This window comes from Phytohabitans kaempferiae (genome assembly GCF_042433955.1).
In the GTDB taxonomy this organism is placed as follows: domain Bacteria; phylum Actinomycetota; class Actinomycetes; order Mycobacteriales; family Micromonosporaceae; genus Phytohabitans; species Phytohabitans kaempferiae.
This window is the reverse complement of record NZ_JBHLUH010000073.1, coordinates 31,718-46,110: the sequence shown is the minus strand read 5'-3', so window position 1 is coordinate 46,110 and position 14,393 is coordinate 31,718. Positions and strand designations below refer to the sequence as shown.

Annotated in this window: 11 protein-coding genes; all 11 read left to right on the top strand. The window is 71.2% G+C overall.

The features are described 5' to 3' along the window. Window positions 1-126 precede the first annotated feature (126 nt). The 11 genes from ACFFIA_RS33370 (at window position 127) to ACFFIA_RS33320 (ending at window position 14,360) form a co-directional block, all read left to right on the top strand. Window positions 127-1,191, top strand: coding sequence for an ABC transporter permease (locus ACFFIA_RS33370; RefSeq protein WP_377258767.1), 1,065 nt, complete (start codon window positions 127-129; stop codon window positions 1,189-1,191). 78 nt (window positions 1,192-1,269) lie between these two features. Beyond that, the gene (locus ACFFIA_RS33365; protein ID WP_377258764.1) at window positions 1,270-2,325 is read left to right on the top strand and encodes a substrate-binding domain-containing protein; all 1,056 of its coding nucleotides are present in this window, start codon (window positions 1,270-1,272) and stop codon (window positions 2,323-2,325) included. 30 nt (window positions 2,326-2,355) lie between these two features. Beyond that, a complete protein-coding gene (locus ACFFIA_RS33360) occupies window positions 2,356-3,549 on the top strand; it encodes a Gfo/Idh/MocA family protein (RefSeq protein WP_377258761.1) in 1,194 nt (397 codons plus the stop codon). 419 nt (window positions 3,550-3,968) lie between these two features. Beyond that, complete coding sequence (locus ACFFIA_RS33355) at window positions 3,969-7,250, top strand: ThuA domain-containing protein (protein ID WP_377258758.1); 3,282 nt, start codon at window positions 3,969-3,971, stop codon at window positions 7,248-7,250. Window positions 7,251-7,452: 202 nt separating this feature from the next. Then, complete coding sequence (locus ACFFIA_RS33350) at window positions 7,453-8,697, top strand: inositol-3-phosphate synthase (RefSeq protein WP_377258755.1); 1,245 nt, start codon at window positions 7,453-7,455, stop codon at window positions 8,695-8,697. Next, window positions 8,690-9,562, top strand: coding sequence for an SCO3242 family prenyltransferase (locus ACFFIA_RS33345; protein WP_377258752.1), 873 nt, complete (start codon window positions 8,690-8,692; stop codon window positions 9,560-9,562). Before ACFFIA_RS33350 ends, ACFFIA_RS33345 begins: the two co-directional genes overlap by 8 nt. After that, complete coding sequence (locus tag ACFFIA_RS33340) at window positions 9,559-10,437, top strand: sugar phosphate isomerase/epimerase family protein (protein ID WP_377258750.1); 879 nt, start codon at window positions 9,559-9,561, stop codon at window positions 10,435-10,437. The genes ACFFIA_RS33345 and ACFFIA_RS33340 overlap by 4 nt, the downstream gene beginning before the upstream one ends. Beyond that, complete coding sequence (locus tag ACFFIA_RS33335; protein ID WP_377258747.1) at window positions 10,434-11,024, top strand: EboA domain-containing protein; 591 nt, start codon at window positions 10,434-10,436, stop codon at window positions 11,022-11,024. The genes ACFFIA_RS33340 and ACFFIA_RS33335 overlap by 4 nt, the downstream gene beginning before the upstream one ends. Next, window positions 11,024-11,875 carry a TatD family hydrolase gene (locus ACFFIA_RS33330; protein ID WP_377258744.1) on the top strand — a complete coding sequence of 284 codons (852 nt, stop codon included), beginning with the start codon at window positions 11,024-11,026 and terminating at the stop codon, window positions 11,873-11,875. The genes ACFFIA_RS33335 and ACFFIA_RS33330 overlap by 1 nt, the downstream gene beginning before the upstream one ends. Continuing rightward, on the top strand, window positions 11,875-12,981 hold the full coding sequence (eboE, locus tag ACFFIA_RS33325) for a metabolite traffic protein EboE (protein WP_377258742.1): 1,107 nt from the start codon (window positions 11,875-11,877) through the stop codon (window positions 12,979-12,981). Before ACFFIA_RS33330 ends, eboE begins: the two co-directional genes overlap by 1 nt. Next, complete coding sequence (locus ACFFIA_RS33320) at window positions 12,978-14,360, top strand: alkaline phosphatase family protein (RefSeq protein ID WP_377258739.1); 1,383 nt, start codon at window positions 12,978-12,980, stop codon at window positions 14,358-14,360. The genes eboE and ACFFIA_RS33320 overlap by 4 nt, the downstream gene beginning before the upstream one ends. Window positions 14,361-14,393: the final 33 nt, after the last annotated feature.

Here is a 14,393-nt window from a genome sequence, read left to right as displayed (position 1 = left end):
TGGCGCCGGGCACCATCACGCGGATATCGCCGCCGAGCCGGAATGCGAGCTTGAGCTCCGACGGCCCGCCTCGGGCCGTGGGCCTGTAGTTGCGAGCCCCGCAGTCGCGAACGAAAGGAAAGCACAATGACAGCGCAGACCGCGCCTGCGCCGGTCAAGGAGCCGGAGAAGTCGGCCCCGGAGAAGCGGAGCTGGTGGCGGGTCGACTCGACCGAAGGGCTGTGGCGCAACCTGGCGCTCGTGGCCGTGCTGGTCATCCTCGTCATCGCCGGCATCATCACGCGGCCCGACCTCTACGGCGACGGCGAGTGGGTCCGGCGAAACATCTTCACCATCCTTGAGCTGGCGTCGGTCATCGGTGTGGTCACGGTCGGCATGACGTTCGTGATCATCGGCGGCGGCATCGACCTCTCGGTCGGCGCGATCATCGCGCTCGCCGGTGTGTGGAGCACGACGGTCGCGACCCAGGAGTTCGGCGCCGCTGGCATGATCTTCTGCGCGATCGCGGTCGGCATCGGGGTCGGTTTGGTCAACGGCATCCTCATCGCCTACGGCCGGTTGGTCGCCTTCATCGCCACGCTCGCCATGCTCGTGGCGGCTCGCGGCCTGGCGGCACAGATCTCCGGCAAGCAGACCCAGGTGTCGGGCAACTCGTTCATCAACGGCCTCGCCGCCAACGACTTCCTCGGTATCCCGATCCTCGTCATCATGCTCGCCGTCGTGGTCGCGGCCGGCTGGGTGCTGCTCAACCGCACGACGTTCGGCCGGCGCACGGTCGCGGTCGGTGGCAACGTCGAGGCGGCCCGGCTGGCCGGCATCAACGTCAAGCGGCACACCCTGCTGCTGTACGCCCTCTCCGGCCTCTGCTGCGGCATCGCGGCCATCATGCTGACCTCGCAGTCCACCTCGGCCCAAGCGGCGATGGCCAACCTGTACGAGCTGGACGCGATCGCCGCGGCCATCATCGGTGGCACGCTCCTCAGCGGCGGTCGTGGCACGATCATCGGTTCGGTCCTGGGCGTGCTGGTGTTCTCCACCATCACCAACCTGTTCGCGATCAACGACGTGCCCAGTGAGGTTCAGAACATGGTCAAGGGCGGCATCATCGTCGCCGCCGTCCTGATCCAGCAGATCCAGTTCAAGTCGGTAAGCCAGTTCTTCAACAAGAACAACAAGCTCACCACCAGCTAGTACCCCAAAAAACCCTTGGTGACCGTCCGATACCGGGACGGCCGCCGGATCCCTTGCACCCGATTACCGGAGGTCGTCATGAAACACGCGCCCGACCTGTCCCGCCGCCGGCTTCTGCTCGGTGGGGCCGCGCTCGGTGCGGGAGCCCTGCTCACCGCCTGCACGAGCAACGAGTCGGACGAGCCCAGCGGAGGCGCGCAGACGGTCGCCGCTGGTGGCAACGCCAACGCCGCGCCCGGCGAAAGGGTCACCATCGGCTTCTCCGCGCCGGCGGCCGACCACGGCTGGATCGCCGCCATCACCAACAACGCCAAGGCCCAGGCCGGCACGTACTCGGACGTGGAGTTCAAGACGGTCGAGGCCGGTGCCGACGCGGCCGCGCAGCGCGCCGCGCTCGCCACGCTGCTGTCGCAGAAGCCAGACATCATCGTGCTGCTGCCGCACGACGGCAAGGAGCTCAACGCCTTCGGTCTGGAGGCGATGAAGCAGGGCATCCCGGTGGTCAACCTGGACCGGGCCTTCCCCGACGCGCTCGCCTACCGCCTCCAGATCAAGGGCGACAACTACGGCATGGGCGTGTCGGCGGCCCACTACATCATCGAGCAGATGCAGGCCAAGGGCGTGAGCAGCCCGGTGATCGGCGAGATCGCCGGCATCGACTCGCTGGAACTGACCCAGGAGCGGTCGAAGGGCTTCGCCGACACGCTCGCCCAGGCCGGCTTCCGGGTCGGCAACCGGCGGGCGGCGGAGTTCACCGCCGACTCCGGTCAGCGCGAGGCGGCTGGCCTGCTCCAGGCGCTGCCCAGGATGGACGCCCTGTGGAACCACGACGACGACCAGGGCATCGGTGTCCTGGCCGCGATCAACCAGGCCAACCGCAGCGAGTTCATCATGGTCGGCGGCGCCGGCTCGAAGGCCGCGATCGAAGCGATCCAGGCCGACAACAGCGTGCTCAAGGCAACGGTCACCTACAGCCCCTCGATGGCCTCGTCGGCGATCTCGCTCGCCCGGCTCATCGCCCAGAACAAGGGCATGTCGGATCTCGTCGAGCTGCAGGTCCCGAAGGAGATCATCCTCGCCTCCGAGACCATCACCAAGGAGAACGCGAGCAACTACCTCAAGCTCGGGTTCTGACGTAACGGGGGGAGACCCACCTTGTCCACCATGGAGAAAGAGCTGCGGGTCGGCATGGTCGGCTACGCGTTCATGGGCGCCGCGCACTCACAGGCGTGGCGCACCGTGAACCGCGTGTTCGACCTTCCGGCGCGGGCTCGCATGTCCGTCATCTGCGGCCGGGACGAGTCGAAGGTGGCCGACGCCGCCACACGGCTCGGCTGGGAGGCGTACTCGACCGACTGGCGTGAGCTGATCGCCCGCGACGACCTCGACGTGATCGACGTCTGCACGCCGGGCGACAGCCACGCCGAGATCGCGATCGCCGCGCTGGAGGCGGGCAAGCACGTCCTGTGCGAGAAACCACTCGCCAACTCCGTCGAGGAGGCGCGGGCGATGGTCGCCGCGGCGATCCAGGCCCAGGCGGCCGGCGTACGATCCATGTGCGGGTTCAACTACCGCCGGGTCCCGGCCGTGGCCGTCATGCGCCAGCTTGTCGAGAGTGGACGGTTGGGCGTGGTCCGGCACGTCCGCGCGTCGTACCTGCAGGACTGGATCGTGGATCCGCAGTTTCCGCTGGTCTGGCGGTTGCAGCGGGACAAGGCGGGCTCCGGTGCGCTTGGCGACATCGGCGCGCACATCATCGACCTGACCCAGTTTGTGACCGGTCAGCGGATCACCGGCGTCAGCGGGCTCACCGAGACCTTCGTCAAGGAGCGCCCGCTGCCGTCGGCGGCCGCCGGACTGGCCGCCTCGGCGGACGGTTCGGGGACCGGGCCGGTCACCGTCGACGACACCGCACTCTTCCTGGCCCGGCTGGACGGCGGGGCGGTGGGCACGTACGAGGCCAGCCGCTTCGCCACCGGCCGCAAGAACGCTTTGCGCGTGGAGATCAACGGCTCGCTCGGCTCGGTCGCCTTCGACTTCGAGCGGATGAACGAGCTGGAGTTCTACGACGCCACCGCGCCCGGCGCCGAGCAGGGCTTCACCAAGATCCTGGTGACCGAGGCCGACCATCCGTACATGTCGGCCTGGTGGCCGCCGGGACACATCATCGGGTACGAGCACACGTTCACGCACGAGATGCGCGACTTCCTTGAGGCGGTCGGCACCGGGGCGGACCCCACGCCCTCGTTCGTCGACGCGCTTCAGGTGCAGCTAGTCATGGACGCCGTGACCCGCTCGGCGGAGCGAGACTCGGCGTGGACCGAGGTGGCACCGGCACTCGCCGAAGTCGCCGCCTGACCTCACCCACTGTGGACGCGGTGGCGCGCGTCCACTCTCGACACCTCGGGCCCGCCCGCGAGGGTCCGGACGCGGTTGCGCCCCGCGTCCGGATGGGTGGTCCCGGGGGATGGCAACGTCCGATCCGAGGAGCGCAGCGACGAGGACGGACGGCGCCGGCAGCCCGGGACCGAGCGGGAGCTCAGCCACCGGGGCGGCCGTACGGCGCGGTTTGAGCCCAGACTCAGCCGCGCCGTACGACCTGCACAGAGCGCGCTCGCACGACCTTGGCGGGCATGGCACCGCGCCAGGGGTAGGGAACCCACACCCAGACCCCGGAGGGTTACATGGCTCCACAAGCTAGAGCACCCCACGAAAGCGTGGGGCTTCGCGAAACGTTTCCGCGGGGGCCCCGCTTTCGGTGGCTATCCGTTGCCGCCGTGACCGCGTTGTCCATCCCGCTGCTAGCCGCCACGCCAGCGACCGCCGCCCCTGAGCCCGGTGCGGCCGAAAACCTCGTCGCGCAGGAGAACGGCCCCGAGGCTCTTCGCTCCGACGCCCGCGCGCCGGAGTCGTACAAGGTACTCGTCTTCACCAAGACCGACGGCGCGCGCCGTGCGTCCATTCAGGATGGTGTGCGCGTGATCCGCGCACTGGGCCAGGAGAACGGATTTACCGTCACCGTCACGCAGGACGGTGGCGCGTTCACCGCGGACAACCTCGCCAACTACCGCGCGGTGGTCTTCCTCAACACCACCGGCAACGTGCTCAACCCCACTCAGGAGGCCGCGTTCGAGGCGTACTTCCGGGCCGGCGGCGGCTACGTCGGCGTACACGCGGCGGCCGAGACCGAGCAGGACTGGACCTTCTACCGCAACGTGGTCGGCACGAACGTCTCCGGAGTCTCCGGCGTCTCCCAGGCGACCGTGAAGGTCGCCGACCGGGCGCACCCCTCCACCGAGACGGTGCCGCGGGAGCTGTCGCTGACCGAGGAGTGGTACAACTACACGACAAACGTCCGGGGCGTCTCGCACGTGCTCGCCACGGTCGACGAGAAGAGCTACACCGGTGGCGCCATGGGCTTCGACCATCCGGTGGCCTGGTGCAAGGACTACCAGGGCGGCCGATCGTGGTACACCGGGCTCGGCCACTCGATCGAGACCTACCGCAACGGGAAGTTCAAGCAGCACCTGCTCGGCGGCATCCAGTGGTCGGCCGGCGTGGTCGAGGGCGACTGCGGCGCGACCGTGCTCGCCAACTACGAGAAGGTCACGCTCAACGACGAGCCGGGCGAGCCGATGTCGCTGTCGGTGCTGCCAGACGGCCGCGTGCTGCACAACACGCGCGGTGGCGAGATCCGGCTGTACGACCCGGAGACCGGCGCCAGCCCGGTGATCACGACCATCCCGGTCTACACGCACGACGAGGACGGCCTACAGACGCTCACCATCGACCCCGACTTCGCCAACAACAAGTGGGTCTACGTCTACTACGCGCCGAAGCTCAACACGCCGGTCGACAACCCGGCCACGCCCGGCGTCAACGAGGGCGACGCGCCGGCGACCAGCACCGACCCCACGGTCTGGGACAAGTTCAAGGGGTACAACCAGCTCTCCCGGTTCAAGTTCGTGGAGGAGCCGACCCCGCACCTCGACCTCGACAGCGAGCAGCAGATCATCCGGGTCGAGGCGGACCGCGGCATCTGCTGCCACGTCGCCGGCAAGGTCAAGTTCGACGGCAAGGGCCTGCTGTACCTGATCACCGGTGACGACACCAACGCCGGTGGCTCGGACAGCTTCACCCCGATCAACGAGTCGCCGACCCAGGGCCCCGGCTACGACGCGCAGCGCTCCTCCGGCAACACCAACGACCTGCGCGGCAAGGTGCTGCGGATCAAGGTGAAGCCGAACGGGACGTATTCGATCCCGAACGGCAACCTCTTCCCGGAGAGCCAGGACTACGACAACAAGACCCGCCCGGAGATCTTCCTGATGGGCCTGCGCAACCCGTTCCGCTTCGACGTCGACGCCAGCGGCATGTTGTACGTCGGCGACTACTCGCCGGACTCGCGCACGCCGAGCGCCACGCGTGGCCCGGAGGGGACCGGTCGCTGGTTCGCCACCAAGAAGGCGGGCAACTACGGCTGGCCGTACTGCATGTCGCCGAGCCTGCCGTACATCGACTTCGACTTCGCGACCCGCACCTCGAAGCAGCCGTTCAACTGTGGCGCGGTGGTCAACGACTCGCCGCGCAACACCGGGCGGACCGTTCTCCCACCGGTGCAGCAGCCGCAGTTCTGGTACACCTACAACGCGCAGACCCCGTGCGCGGGCGCGTACCTGCAGAACCCGCCGACCACCTGTGACTTCAAGTGGCCCGTGATCGGCACCGGCGGCGTCGGCCCGCACGGCGGCCCGATCTACAAGTACGACGCCAACCTGGACTCCGAGACGAAGCTGCCCGAGTACTACAACGACGCGGTCTTCTTCGGCGAGTTCACGCGCGACAAGATGTTCGTGATGCAGACCGACGGCAAGGGCAACCTGACCGGGGTCGAGCAGTTCCTGCCGGGCTTCGTCTTCGACAACCTGATGGAGATGGAGATCGGGCCGGAGGGCAACATCTACTTCCTGGAGTACGGCGACGGCTTCTTCCGGGCCAACCCGGACGCGCAGCTCGCCATGATCCGGTACGTGAAGGGCACGCGGGCGCCGGTCGCCAAGCTGGAGGCCACGCCGACCTCCGGCCAGGCACCACTGACCGTGGCGTTCAGCAGCGCCGGCACGTACGACCCCGACCCGGGCGAGTCCATCTCGTACGCCTGGGACTTCACCAGCGACGGCACGGTCGACTCGGCCGACCCGAACCCGTCGTTCACGTACACCACCAACGGGGTCTACACCGCCAAGCTGACGGTGACCGACTCCACCGGCAAGACCGCGGTGCTGACCCGGGAGATCGTCGTGGGCAACACCGCACCGACGGTGACTGTAACGTCGCCGGTGTCGGGTTCGTTCTTCGAGTGGGGTGACACCATCCCGTACTCGGTCACGGTCACCGACCCCGAAGACGGCACCATCGACTGCAACCGCGTACAGGTGTCGTTCATCCTCGGGCACGACACGCACGGGCACGAGATGACCACCACCACCGGGTGCACGGGCACGCTGCCCAGCCCGCCCGACGGTGCCGACCACGCGGGCGGCTACCTGTACGGCGGGATCAGCGCCTCGTACACCGACCTGGGCGGCAACGGCCAGCCGGCGCTGACCACGGTCGGCCAGGCGGTCATCCAGCTGCACCGGCAGCAGGCCGAGTTCGCCCAGGTGCAGCAGGGCGTGACGCTGGCCAACACCAACGACACGGGCGGCGGCCAGCACGTGACCGGCATCGACGTGGGTGACCACATCGCGTTCGACCCGATCAACCTGGGCGGCGTCGGCGCGGTCACCTTCCGGTACGCCAGCGGCGGCAACGCCACCGCCGGCACGCCACGGGCAACGGTCGAGCTGCGCGTGGGTTCGCCCACCGGGCCGGTCGTCGCCACGGCCACGCTCAACGCGACCAGCGGTACCAACTCCTGGGCCAGCCAGAGCCTCCCGGTCAGCTACGCGGCCGGTACCCAGCGGCTCTACCTGGTCTTCGGCGCGGTGTCGGGCGGCCCGACCACCGGGCTGGTCAACCTGAACTGGGTCGAGTTCTCCGGCTCGTCCGGAGCCTAGACGTGGGGGGCGGGAACGGACGCCGACCGGTCCCGCCCACCACAGCCCCGTCCGCCCTGCCCGCCGGGCCGCGACAGCGTCGTTGCCGCCGACTCCGGCGCCGTCACGGTGGTGCCATCTCGGCAGGCGGGTGGACGGGGCCCAAAACGCACTCCCGGCGAAGGATCGATCGCCGGTACCCAATGCGAGGTGGGAGGTCGCTATGGCGACAGGTGTATGGCTCGCTGGCGGGCGCGGTTCGGTCGCGGTGACCAGCATTGTCGGTGCGACGGCGATCCGGGCCGGGCTGGCCGACCCCACCGGCTGCGTCACCGAGCTGCCCCAGCTGCGCAGCCCCGCGCTGCCGACCCTTGCCGACCTGGTCTTCGGCGGTCATGACCCGGCCACCACGCGGCTGTGCAAGAAGGCCGAGGCGCTGGCGGCGGCCGGTGTCGTACCGGCCCGGCTGGTGGCCGCGCTCACCGACGACCTGGCCGCGGTCGAGGCCGAGATCCGCCCGGTACCGGTGGCCGCCACGCAGCTCGAGACGGCCGCGCTGATCGCCGAGGACATCGCCGCGTTCCGGTACCGGCACAGCCTCGAGCGGGTCGTGGTTGTCAACGTCTCCTCCACCGAGCCGGCCCCGGCGGCGCACCCCGCGCACGGCGACGCCGACGCGCTGCGGCAAGCGCTGGGCGAGCCTGGCACGGTGCTCCCGCCAAGCTCCCTGTACGCCTACGCGGCCTTTGTCGCGGGCTGTTCGTACATCGATTTCACCCCGTCGACCGGCGCGCGCCTGCCCGCCCTCGACGCGCTCGCCCACCGCCACGCCGTTCCCTATGCGGGCCACGACGGAAAGACCGGCGAGACGCTGGTGAAGTCGGTGCTCGCGCCGATGTTCGCGATGCGCAACCTGCGGGTCCGCACCTGGTCCGGCACCAACCTGCTGGGCGGCGGCGACGGCGCCAACCTCGCCGACCCGGGAGCCAACGCGGCCAAGGCCACCAGCAAGCAGCGCGTGCTGGGGGAGACGCTGGGCTACGAGCCGCAAGGCAATACCCGCATCGAGTACGTCGACGACATCGGCGACTTCAAGACCGCCTGGGACCTCATCACGTTCAGCGGTTTCCTGGGCACCTCGATGCGGATGGAGTTCACCTGGCACGGCTGCGACTCCGCACTGGCCGCGCCGCTGGTGCTCGACCTCGCCCGCCTCACCGCCGCCGCGCACAAGGCCGGGCGCAGTGGTCCGCTGACCGAGCTGGCCTTCTTCTTCAAGGATCCGCTTGGTGGGGTCCTGGGTCCGGAGACGTCCGAGCCGAGGAGCGAAGCGACGAGGACGGACGGAGCCGGACGTCCCCAGGACCCCGCGCGAGCGGAGCGAGCGCCGGCTGGCACTGTGCCGCACGCGCTGGCCGAGCAGTGGTCGCTGCTGGCATCGTTCGTACGCGGGCTCGCCGATGCCTAGCCTGCCCAGCCTCCGCTCGCTCGTCGAGCTGGTCCGGGCGCCGGCCGCCCTCTCCGTACCCGGTGACGTCGTGGCCGGAGCGGCGGCCGGCGGCGCGCTCCAGCCGCGCACGGCGGGGCTCGCGGCGGCGTCGGTCTGCCTGTACTGGTCCGGCATGGCCGCCAACGACTGGGCCGACCGCGAACTGGACGCGGTCGAGCGCCCCGAGCGCCCCATCCCCTCGGGCCGGGTCACGCCGCCCCAGGCGCTCGGCGTCGCGGCCGGGCTGACCGCCGCCGGGGTGGCGCTCGCCGCGCTGGCCGGTGGCCGCCGCGCGCTCGCGGTGGCGCTCCCGCTGGCCGGGGCCGTGTGGGCTTACGACCTGCGGGCCAAGAACACGCCCGCCGGCCCCGCCGTCATGGCCGCCTGCCGCGGGCTCGACGTGCTGCTCGGTGCCGCGCCGGGCAAGGTGGCCCGGGCGCTGCCGGCGGCGCTGACGGTCGCCGCGCACACGTACACGGTGACCGCACTCTCCCGCCGGGAGGTCTCCGGCGCCGACCGCACGCTGCCCGCCGCGACGCTCGCCGGCACCGCGGCGGTGGCCCTCTCGGCCGGCCTGCCCACGGCCCGCGGCAAGGGCGCGGCCGCCGCCGTGCCGGGGATGCTCGCCGCCTGGTACGCGGCCGGCTACGGCGCCGCGCAGGCCCGCGTCGCCGCCGACCCCTCCGCCGCGAAGGTGCGCGCCGCCGTGGGCGCCGGCATCACCGGCCTCCCACCGCTACAGGGCGCGCTCGCCGCGAGCGCCGGCGCACCGGCCACCGGCGTCGCGGTCGCGGCCATCGCGCCACTCGCCCGCCGCCTGGCACGCAAGGTCTCACCGACATGACCATCCGATTCGGGTACGGCACCAACGGCTTCGCCAACCACCGCCTCACCGACGCGCTGGCGGTCATCGCCGACCTGGGATACGAAGGCGTCGCGCTCACGCTGGACCACGACCACCTCGACCCGTTCGCGCCGGAGCTGGCCCGCCGCACCGACGACGTGGCGTCCACACTCGACCGCCTGGGCCTGTCGGTGGTCATCGAGACCGGCGCCCGATACCTGCTCGACCCGTGGCACAAGCACGCCCCCACGCTGCTGCACGACGACCCGGCCAAGCGCCTCGAATTCCTGCGCCGGGCCGTACGCGTCGGCGCCGACCTGGGCGCCGAGGCGGTCTCGTTCTGGTCCGGCGTCGCCCCACCTGGCGTGACCGACCCGTGGGACCGGCTCTTACGCGGCTGCGCCGAGGTGGTCGACGTGGCCGCGCGGGCCGGCGTGACACTGGGCTTCGAGCCCGAGCCCGGAATGCTGGTCGACGACATCGCCGCCTGGCGCCGCCTGCACGCCGACCTCGGCTCCCCGCCCGGCTTCGGCATCACCCTCGACATCGGACACTGTCGCTGCCTGGAGCCCTTGCCGGTGCCCGACTGCGTACACGCGGTCGCCGACCACCTGGTCAACGTCCAGATCGACGACATGCGCCGGGGAGTCCACGAGCACCTGGAGTTCGGCACCGGCGAGGTCGACTTCCCACCGGTACTCCGCGCGCTGCACGAGTCCGGCTACCGCGGCCTGGTCGCCGTCGAGCTTCCCCGCCACTCCCACGCCGCCCCCACCGTCGCCGCCCACTCCATCGAGTACCTCCGCCAGGCCGCCGCCGGCCTCACCACGCCCACTTCGGTGGTGCCGGCTCCGTCGAACATGGGGGCGTCATGACGACACTGGACGCGTTGCGGGCGGCCGTACCCGCGGAGGGTTGGCTCGGCGAGGCGGTGGAGCGCGTCGCGGGCGAGCCGGCCGCGATCGGGCGGCTCTTTCCGGCCGCGGGGCGGCGGGTCGGGCGCGCGGAGCTGGCGGACGTGCCGGGCTGGAGTGCCGACGAGGCCGCGCGGGCGCAGTTGCTCGCGGCGCTCCCCGCCGATCGGGTCGGTGCGGAGGTCGAAGGGCTGTACCGCTACGGCGACGCGGCCGAGAAGCGGGCGGTGCTCAAGTCGCTGCCGCTGCTGCCGCTCCAGGACGAGGGCGTGCCGCTGCTCCTGGATGCGATCCGCACCAACGACACGCGCCTCGTGGCCGCCGCCCTCGGGCCGTACGCCCGGCACCTGGACGACGCGGCGTGGCGGCAGGCGGTGCTCAAGTGCGTGTTCATGGGCGTACCGCTGTCCACTGTAGATGGATTGGACGAGCGGGCGGACGCCGAGCTCGCCACGATGCTCGGCGGCCTGGTCGAGGAGCGCCGGGCGGCCGGCCGCGACATGGCGCCCGACGCACTCGCCCTGCTCGACCGGTTGAAGGGACTCTGATGCGCATCTTCGACCCGCACATCCACATGACCTCGCGGACCACCGACGACTACGAGCGGATGGCCGCCGCGGGCATCATCGCCATCGTGGAGCCGGCGTTCTGGCTGGGGCAGCCGCGCACCAGCGCCGGCTCGTTCACCGACTACTTCGACTCACTGGTCGGTTGGGAGCCGTTCCGGGCGAGCCAGTTCGGCGTACGCCACCACGCCACCATCGCCCTGAACCCCAAGGAGGCCAACGACCCGCGCTGCCGGGAGGTGCTCGACCTGCTCCCGCGCTACCTGGAGAAGGACGGCGTCGTGGCGGTGGGCGAGGTGGGGTACGACTCGATGACCCCCGAGGAGGACGAGGTCTTCGCCGCCCAACTCGCCCTCGCGGTGGAGCACGAGCTGCCCGCGCTGGTGCACACGCCGCACCGCGACAAGGCGCGGGGCACCGAGCGCACGCTGGCGGTCGTCGCGGAGTCGGGCATCGATCCGGGGCACGTCGTCGTCGACCACCTCAACGAGGTGACCGTCGGGCTGGTCCGCGACTCCGGCTGCTGGCTGGCCTTCTCCATCTATCCGGACACCAAGATGTCCCCGCCCCGCATGGTGAAGATCCTTCAGGAGTACGGGCTGGAGCGGATGCTGGTCAACTCGGCGGCCGACTGGGGGCGCTCGGACCCGCTGCTGACCCGGGCCACGGCCGACGCGATGCTGGCCGCCGGCTTCAGCGACGACGACGTCGACCGCGTGCTGTGGCGCAATCCGGTGGAGTTCTACGGGCAGTCGGGGCGCCTCGACCTCTCCGACGTGGAGCAGAAGGAAGCGACCTTCGCCGGCAACTCGATCCTGCGTGGAGGGAGCTGATGCACCTCAGCTACTGCACCAACGTGCATCCGGCGGAGGACTTCGACGGGATCGTGCGGCAGTTCGACACGTACGCCGCCGCGATCCGCCGCCACCTCGACGCCGACGTGCTCGGACTGGGGCTGTGGCTGGCCGCCCCGCTCGCCTCCGAGCTGGCCGCCGACCCGGCGCTGCGCCGGCGACTGCGCCGGGAGCTGGACGCGCGCGGGCTGGAGGTGGTGACGCTCAACGGCTTTCCGTACGAGGCTTTCCAGGCGCCGGTCGTGAAGCTCGGCGTCTACTATCCGGACTGGACCGACCGGCGCCGGCTCGACTACACGTTGGACCTCGCCCGCCTGCTGGTCGACCTGCTCCCGGAGGGCGCGGCGCGCGGCTCCATCTCCACGCTGCCACTGGCCTGGCGCGACCCGTGGGACGCGGCCCGCGCCGGCGCCGCCGCACGCATGCTCGACGAGCTGGCGGCGGGGCTGGCCGGCATCGCCGCGCGCTCCGGGCGCCCGGTGCGGGTCGCCTTCGAGCCGGAGCCGGGGTGTGTGGTGGAGACCACAGCGCAGGCGGCCGCCGCCCTGTCCGGCGTGGATACCGAGCGGCTCGGCGTCTGCCTCGACCTGGCCCACCTCGCCTGTGCCTGGGAGGAGCCGGCCGAGGCGCTGGCCAGGCTGCGGGCGGCCGGGCTGCCGGTGGTCAAGGTGCAGGTCTCGGCGGCGCTGGAGGCCGCGGACCCGGTCGCCGCCGCCGAGGTGCTGCGGGGGTACGTGGAGCCGCGCTTCCTGCACCAGACGCGCTCGGGGTACGGCGACGCGGCCGACGACCTGGACGAGGCGCTGGAGCGGGAGCTGAAGGGCCCGTGGCGGGTGCACTACCACGTCCCGCTGCACGCCGAGCCGGCCGCGCCGCTCACCTCCACCGTGCCGGTACTCCGCGCCGCCATGCGCGAACTGCTGGCCGGGCCGGAGCCGGCGTGTGACCATTTCGACGTGGAGACGTACACCTGGGGCGTACTTCCGGAGGAACAGCGCCCCCGCACCGACGCCGGCGTGGCCGCGGGCATCGCGGCCGAGCTGGCCTTCGCCCGTGCCCTGATCAACGAGGAGGCAACCGCATGACGCCACTTGTCGTCATCGACGTGGTGGGCTTGACGCCGAGGCTGCTGGCGCACATGCCACGGCTCAAGGCGGTGGCCGACGCGGGTTTCCACGCCTCTCTGGGCACCGTGCTGCCGGCCGTCACCTGCACCGTGCAGTCCACGTTCCTCACCGGGGAGACGCCGGCCGGGCACGGCATCGTGGGCAACGGCTGGTACTTCCGGGACGTCGGTGAGGTGCTGTTGTGGCGCCAGCACAACGCGCTCGTCGGCGGCGAGAAGCTGTGGCAGGCGGCCCGCGCGGCGCAGCCGGGCTACACGGTCGCCAACGTCTGCTGGTGGTACGCGATGGGCGCGGACGTCAACTGGACGGTCACTCCGCGCCCCATCTACTACGCCGACGGGCGCAAGGAGCCGGACTGCTACACCGACCCGCCGGAGCTGCACGACGAGCTGACCGGTGCGCTCGGCGACTTCCCGCTCTTCACGTACTGGGGTCCGGGGGCCGGCCTGCCGTCGTCGCAGTGGATCTGCCGGGCGGCCGAGAAGATCATGGCGGACCACAACCCCGACCTGACCCTCGTGTACGTGCCGCACCTCGACTACGACCTCCAGCGCTTCGGCCCCTCGGCACCGCAGGCGGCGGCCGCCGCGACCGCGCTCGACGGCGTGCTCGCCCCGCTGCTCGACGCGGCCGCCGCGCGCGGGGCGACGGTGGTGGCGTTGTCCGAGTACGGCATCACCGAGGCCAACCGACCGGTCGACATCAACCGGATGCTGCGCCGCGAGGGTCTGCTGCGCGTGTACACACAGGACGGGATGGAGTACCTCGATCCGTGGACGTCCCGGGCGTTCGCGGTCGCCGACCACCAGATCGCCCACGTGTACGTCAAGGATCCCGCCGACATCCCCGCCGTCGCCAAGCTCTGCTCCACGATGGACGGTGTGAGCGAGGTGCTGGACGAGGCCGGCAAGGCGGCCCACGGCCTCGACCACGAGCGCTCCGGCGAGCTTGTGCTGGTCGCCGAGGCGGACGCCTGGTTCACGTACTACTACTGGCTCGACGACGCGCGCGCGCCCGACTTCGCCCGGCTCGTGGAGATCCACCGAAAGCCCGGCTACGACCCGGCCGAGCTCTTCTTCGACCCGGCCGCCCCGGCCGCGGCCAAGCGGCGCGCGGCCTCCGCGCTGGCCCGTAAGAAGATGGGCATGCGATACCTGATGAGCGTCGTCGGGCTGGACGCCGGCGCGCAGGCGGTGCGCGGCACGCACGGCCGGCTCCCCGCCCACCCCAACGACGCTCCGGTGTTGATCTGCTCGGACCGGTCGGCGGCCCGCCCGCACCTGGCGGCGACGGAGGTCAAGCGGTTTCTGCTCGGACTGGCTGGGCTTCGGCCGTGAGCGAGCGTAGCGAGCAAGCCATCAAACTCTGCG

Excerpts from the sequence above, each read along its gene's own strand:
- ACFFIA_RS33370 (WP_377258767.1), top strand. The coding sequence starts at position 127 with ATGACAGCGCAGACCGCGCCTGCGCCGGTCAAGGAGCCGGAGAAGTCG.
- ACFFIA_RS33365 (WP_377258764.1), top strand. The coding sequence starts at position 1,270 with ATGAAACACGCGCCCGACCTGTCCCGCCGCCGGCTTCTGCTCGGTGGG.
- ACFFIA_RS33360 (WP_377258761.1), top strand. The coding sequence starts at position 2,356 with ATGGAGAAAGAGCTGCGGGTCGGCATGGTCGGCTACGCGTTCATGGGC.
- ACFFIA_RS33350 (WP_377258755.1), top strand. The coding sequence starts at position 7,453 with ATGGCGACAGGTGTATGGCTCGCTGGCGGGCGCGGTTCGGTCGCGGTG.
- ACFFIA_RS33345 (WP_377258752.1), top strand. The coding sequence starts at position 8,690 with ATGCCTAGCCTGCCCAGCCTCCGCTCGCTCGTCGAGCTGGTCCGGGCG.
- ACFFIA_RS33340 (WP_377258750.1), top strand. The coding sequence starts at position 9,559 with ATGACCATCCGATTCGGGTACGGCACCAACGGCTTCGCCAACCACCGC.
- ACFFIA_RS33335 (WP_377258747.1), top strand. The coding sequence starts at position 10,434 with ATGACGACACTGGACGCGTTGCGGGCGGCCGTACCCGCGGAGGGTTGG.
- ACFFIA_RS33330 (WP_377258744.1), top strand. The coding sequence starts at position 11,024 with ATGCGCATCTTCGACCCGCACATCCACATGACCTCGCGGACCACCGAC.
- eboE (WP_377258742.1), top strand. The coding sequence starts at position 11,875 with ATGCACCTCAGCTACTGCACCAACGTGCATCCGGCGGAGGACTTCGAC.
- ACFFIA_RS33320 (WP_377258739.1), top strand. The coding sequence starts at position 12,978 with ATGACGCCACTTGTCGTCATCGACGTGGTGGGCTTGACGCCGAGGCTG.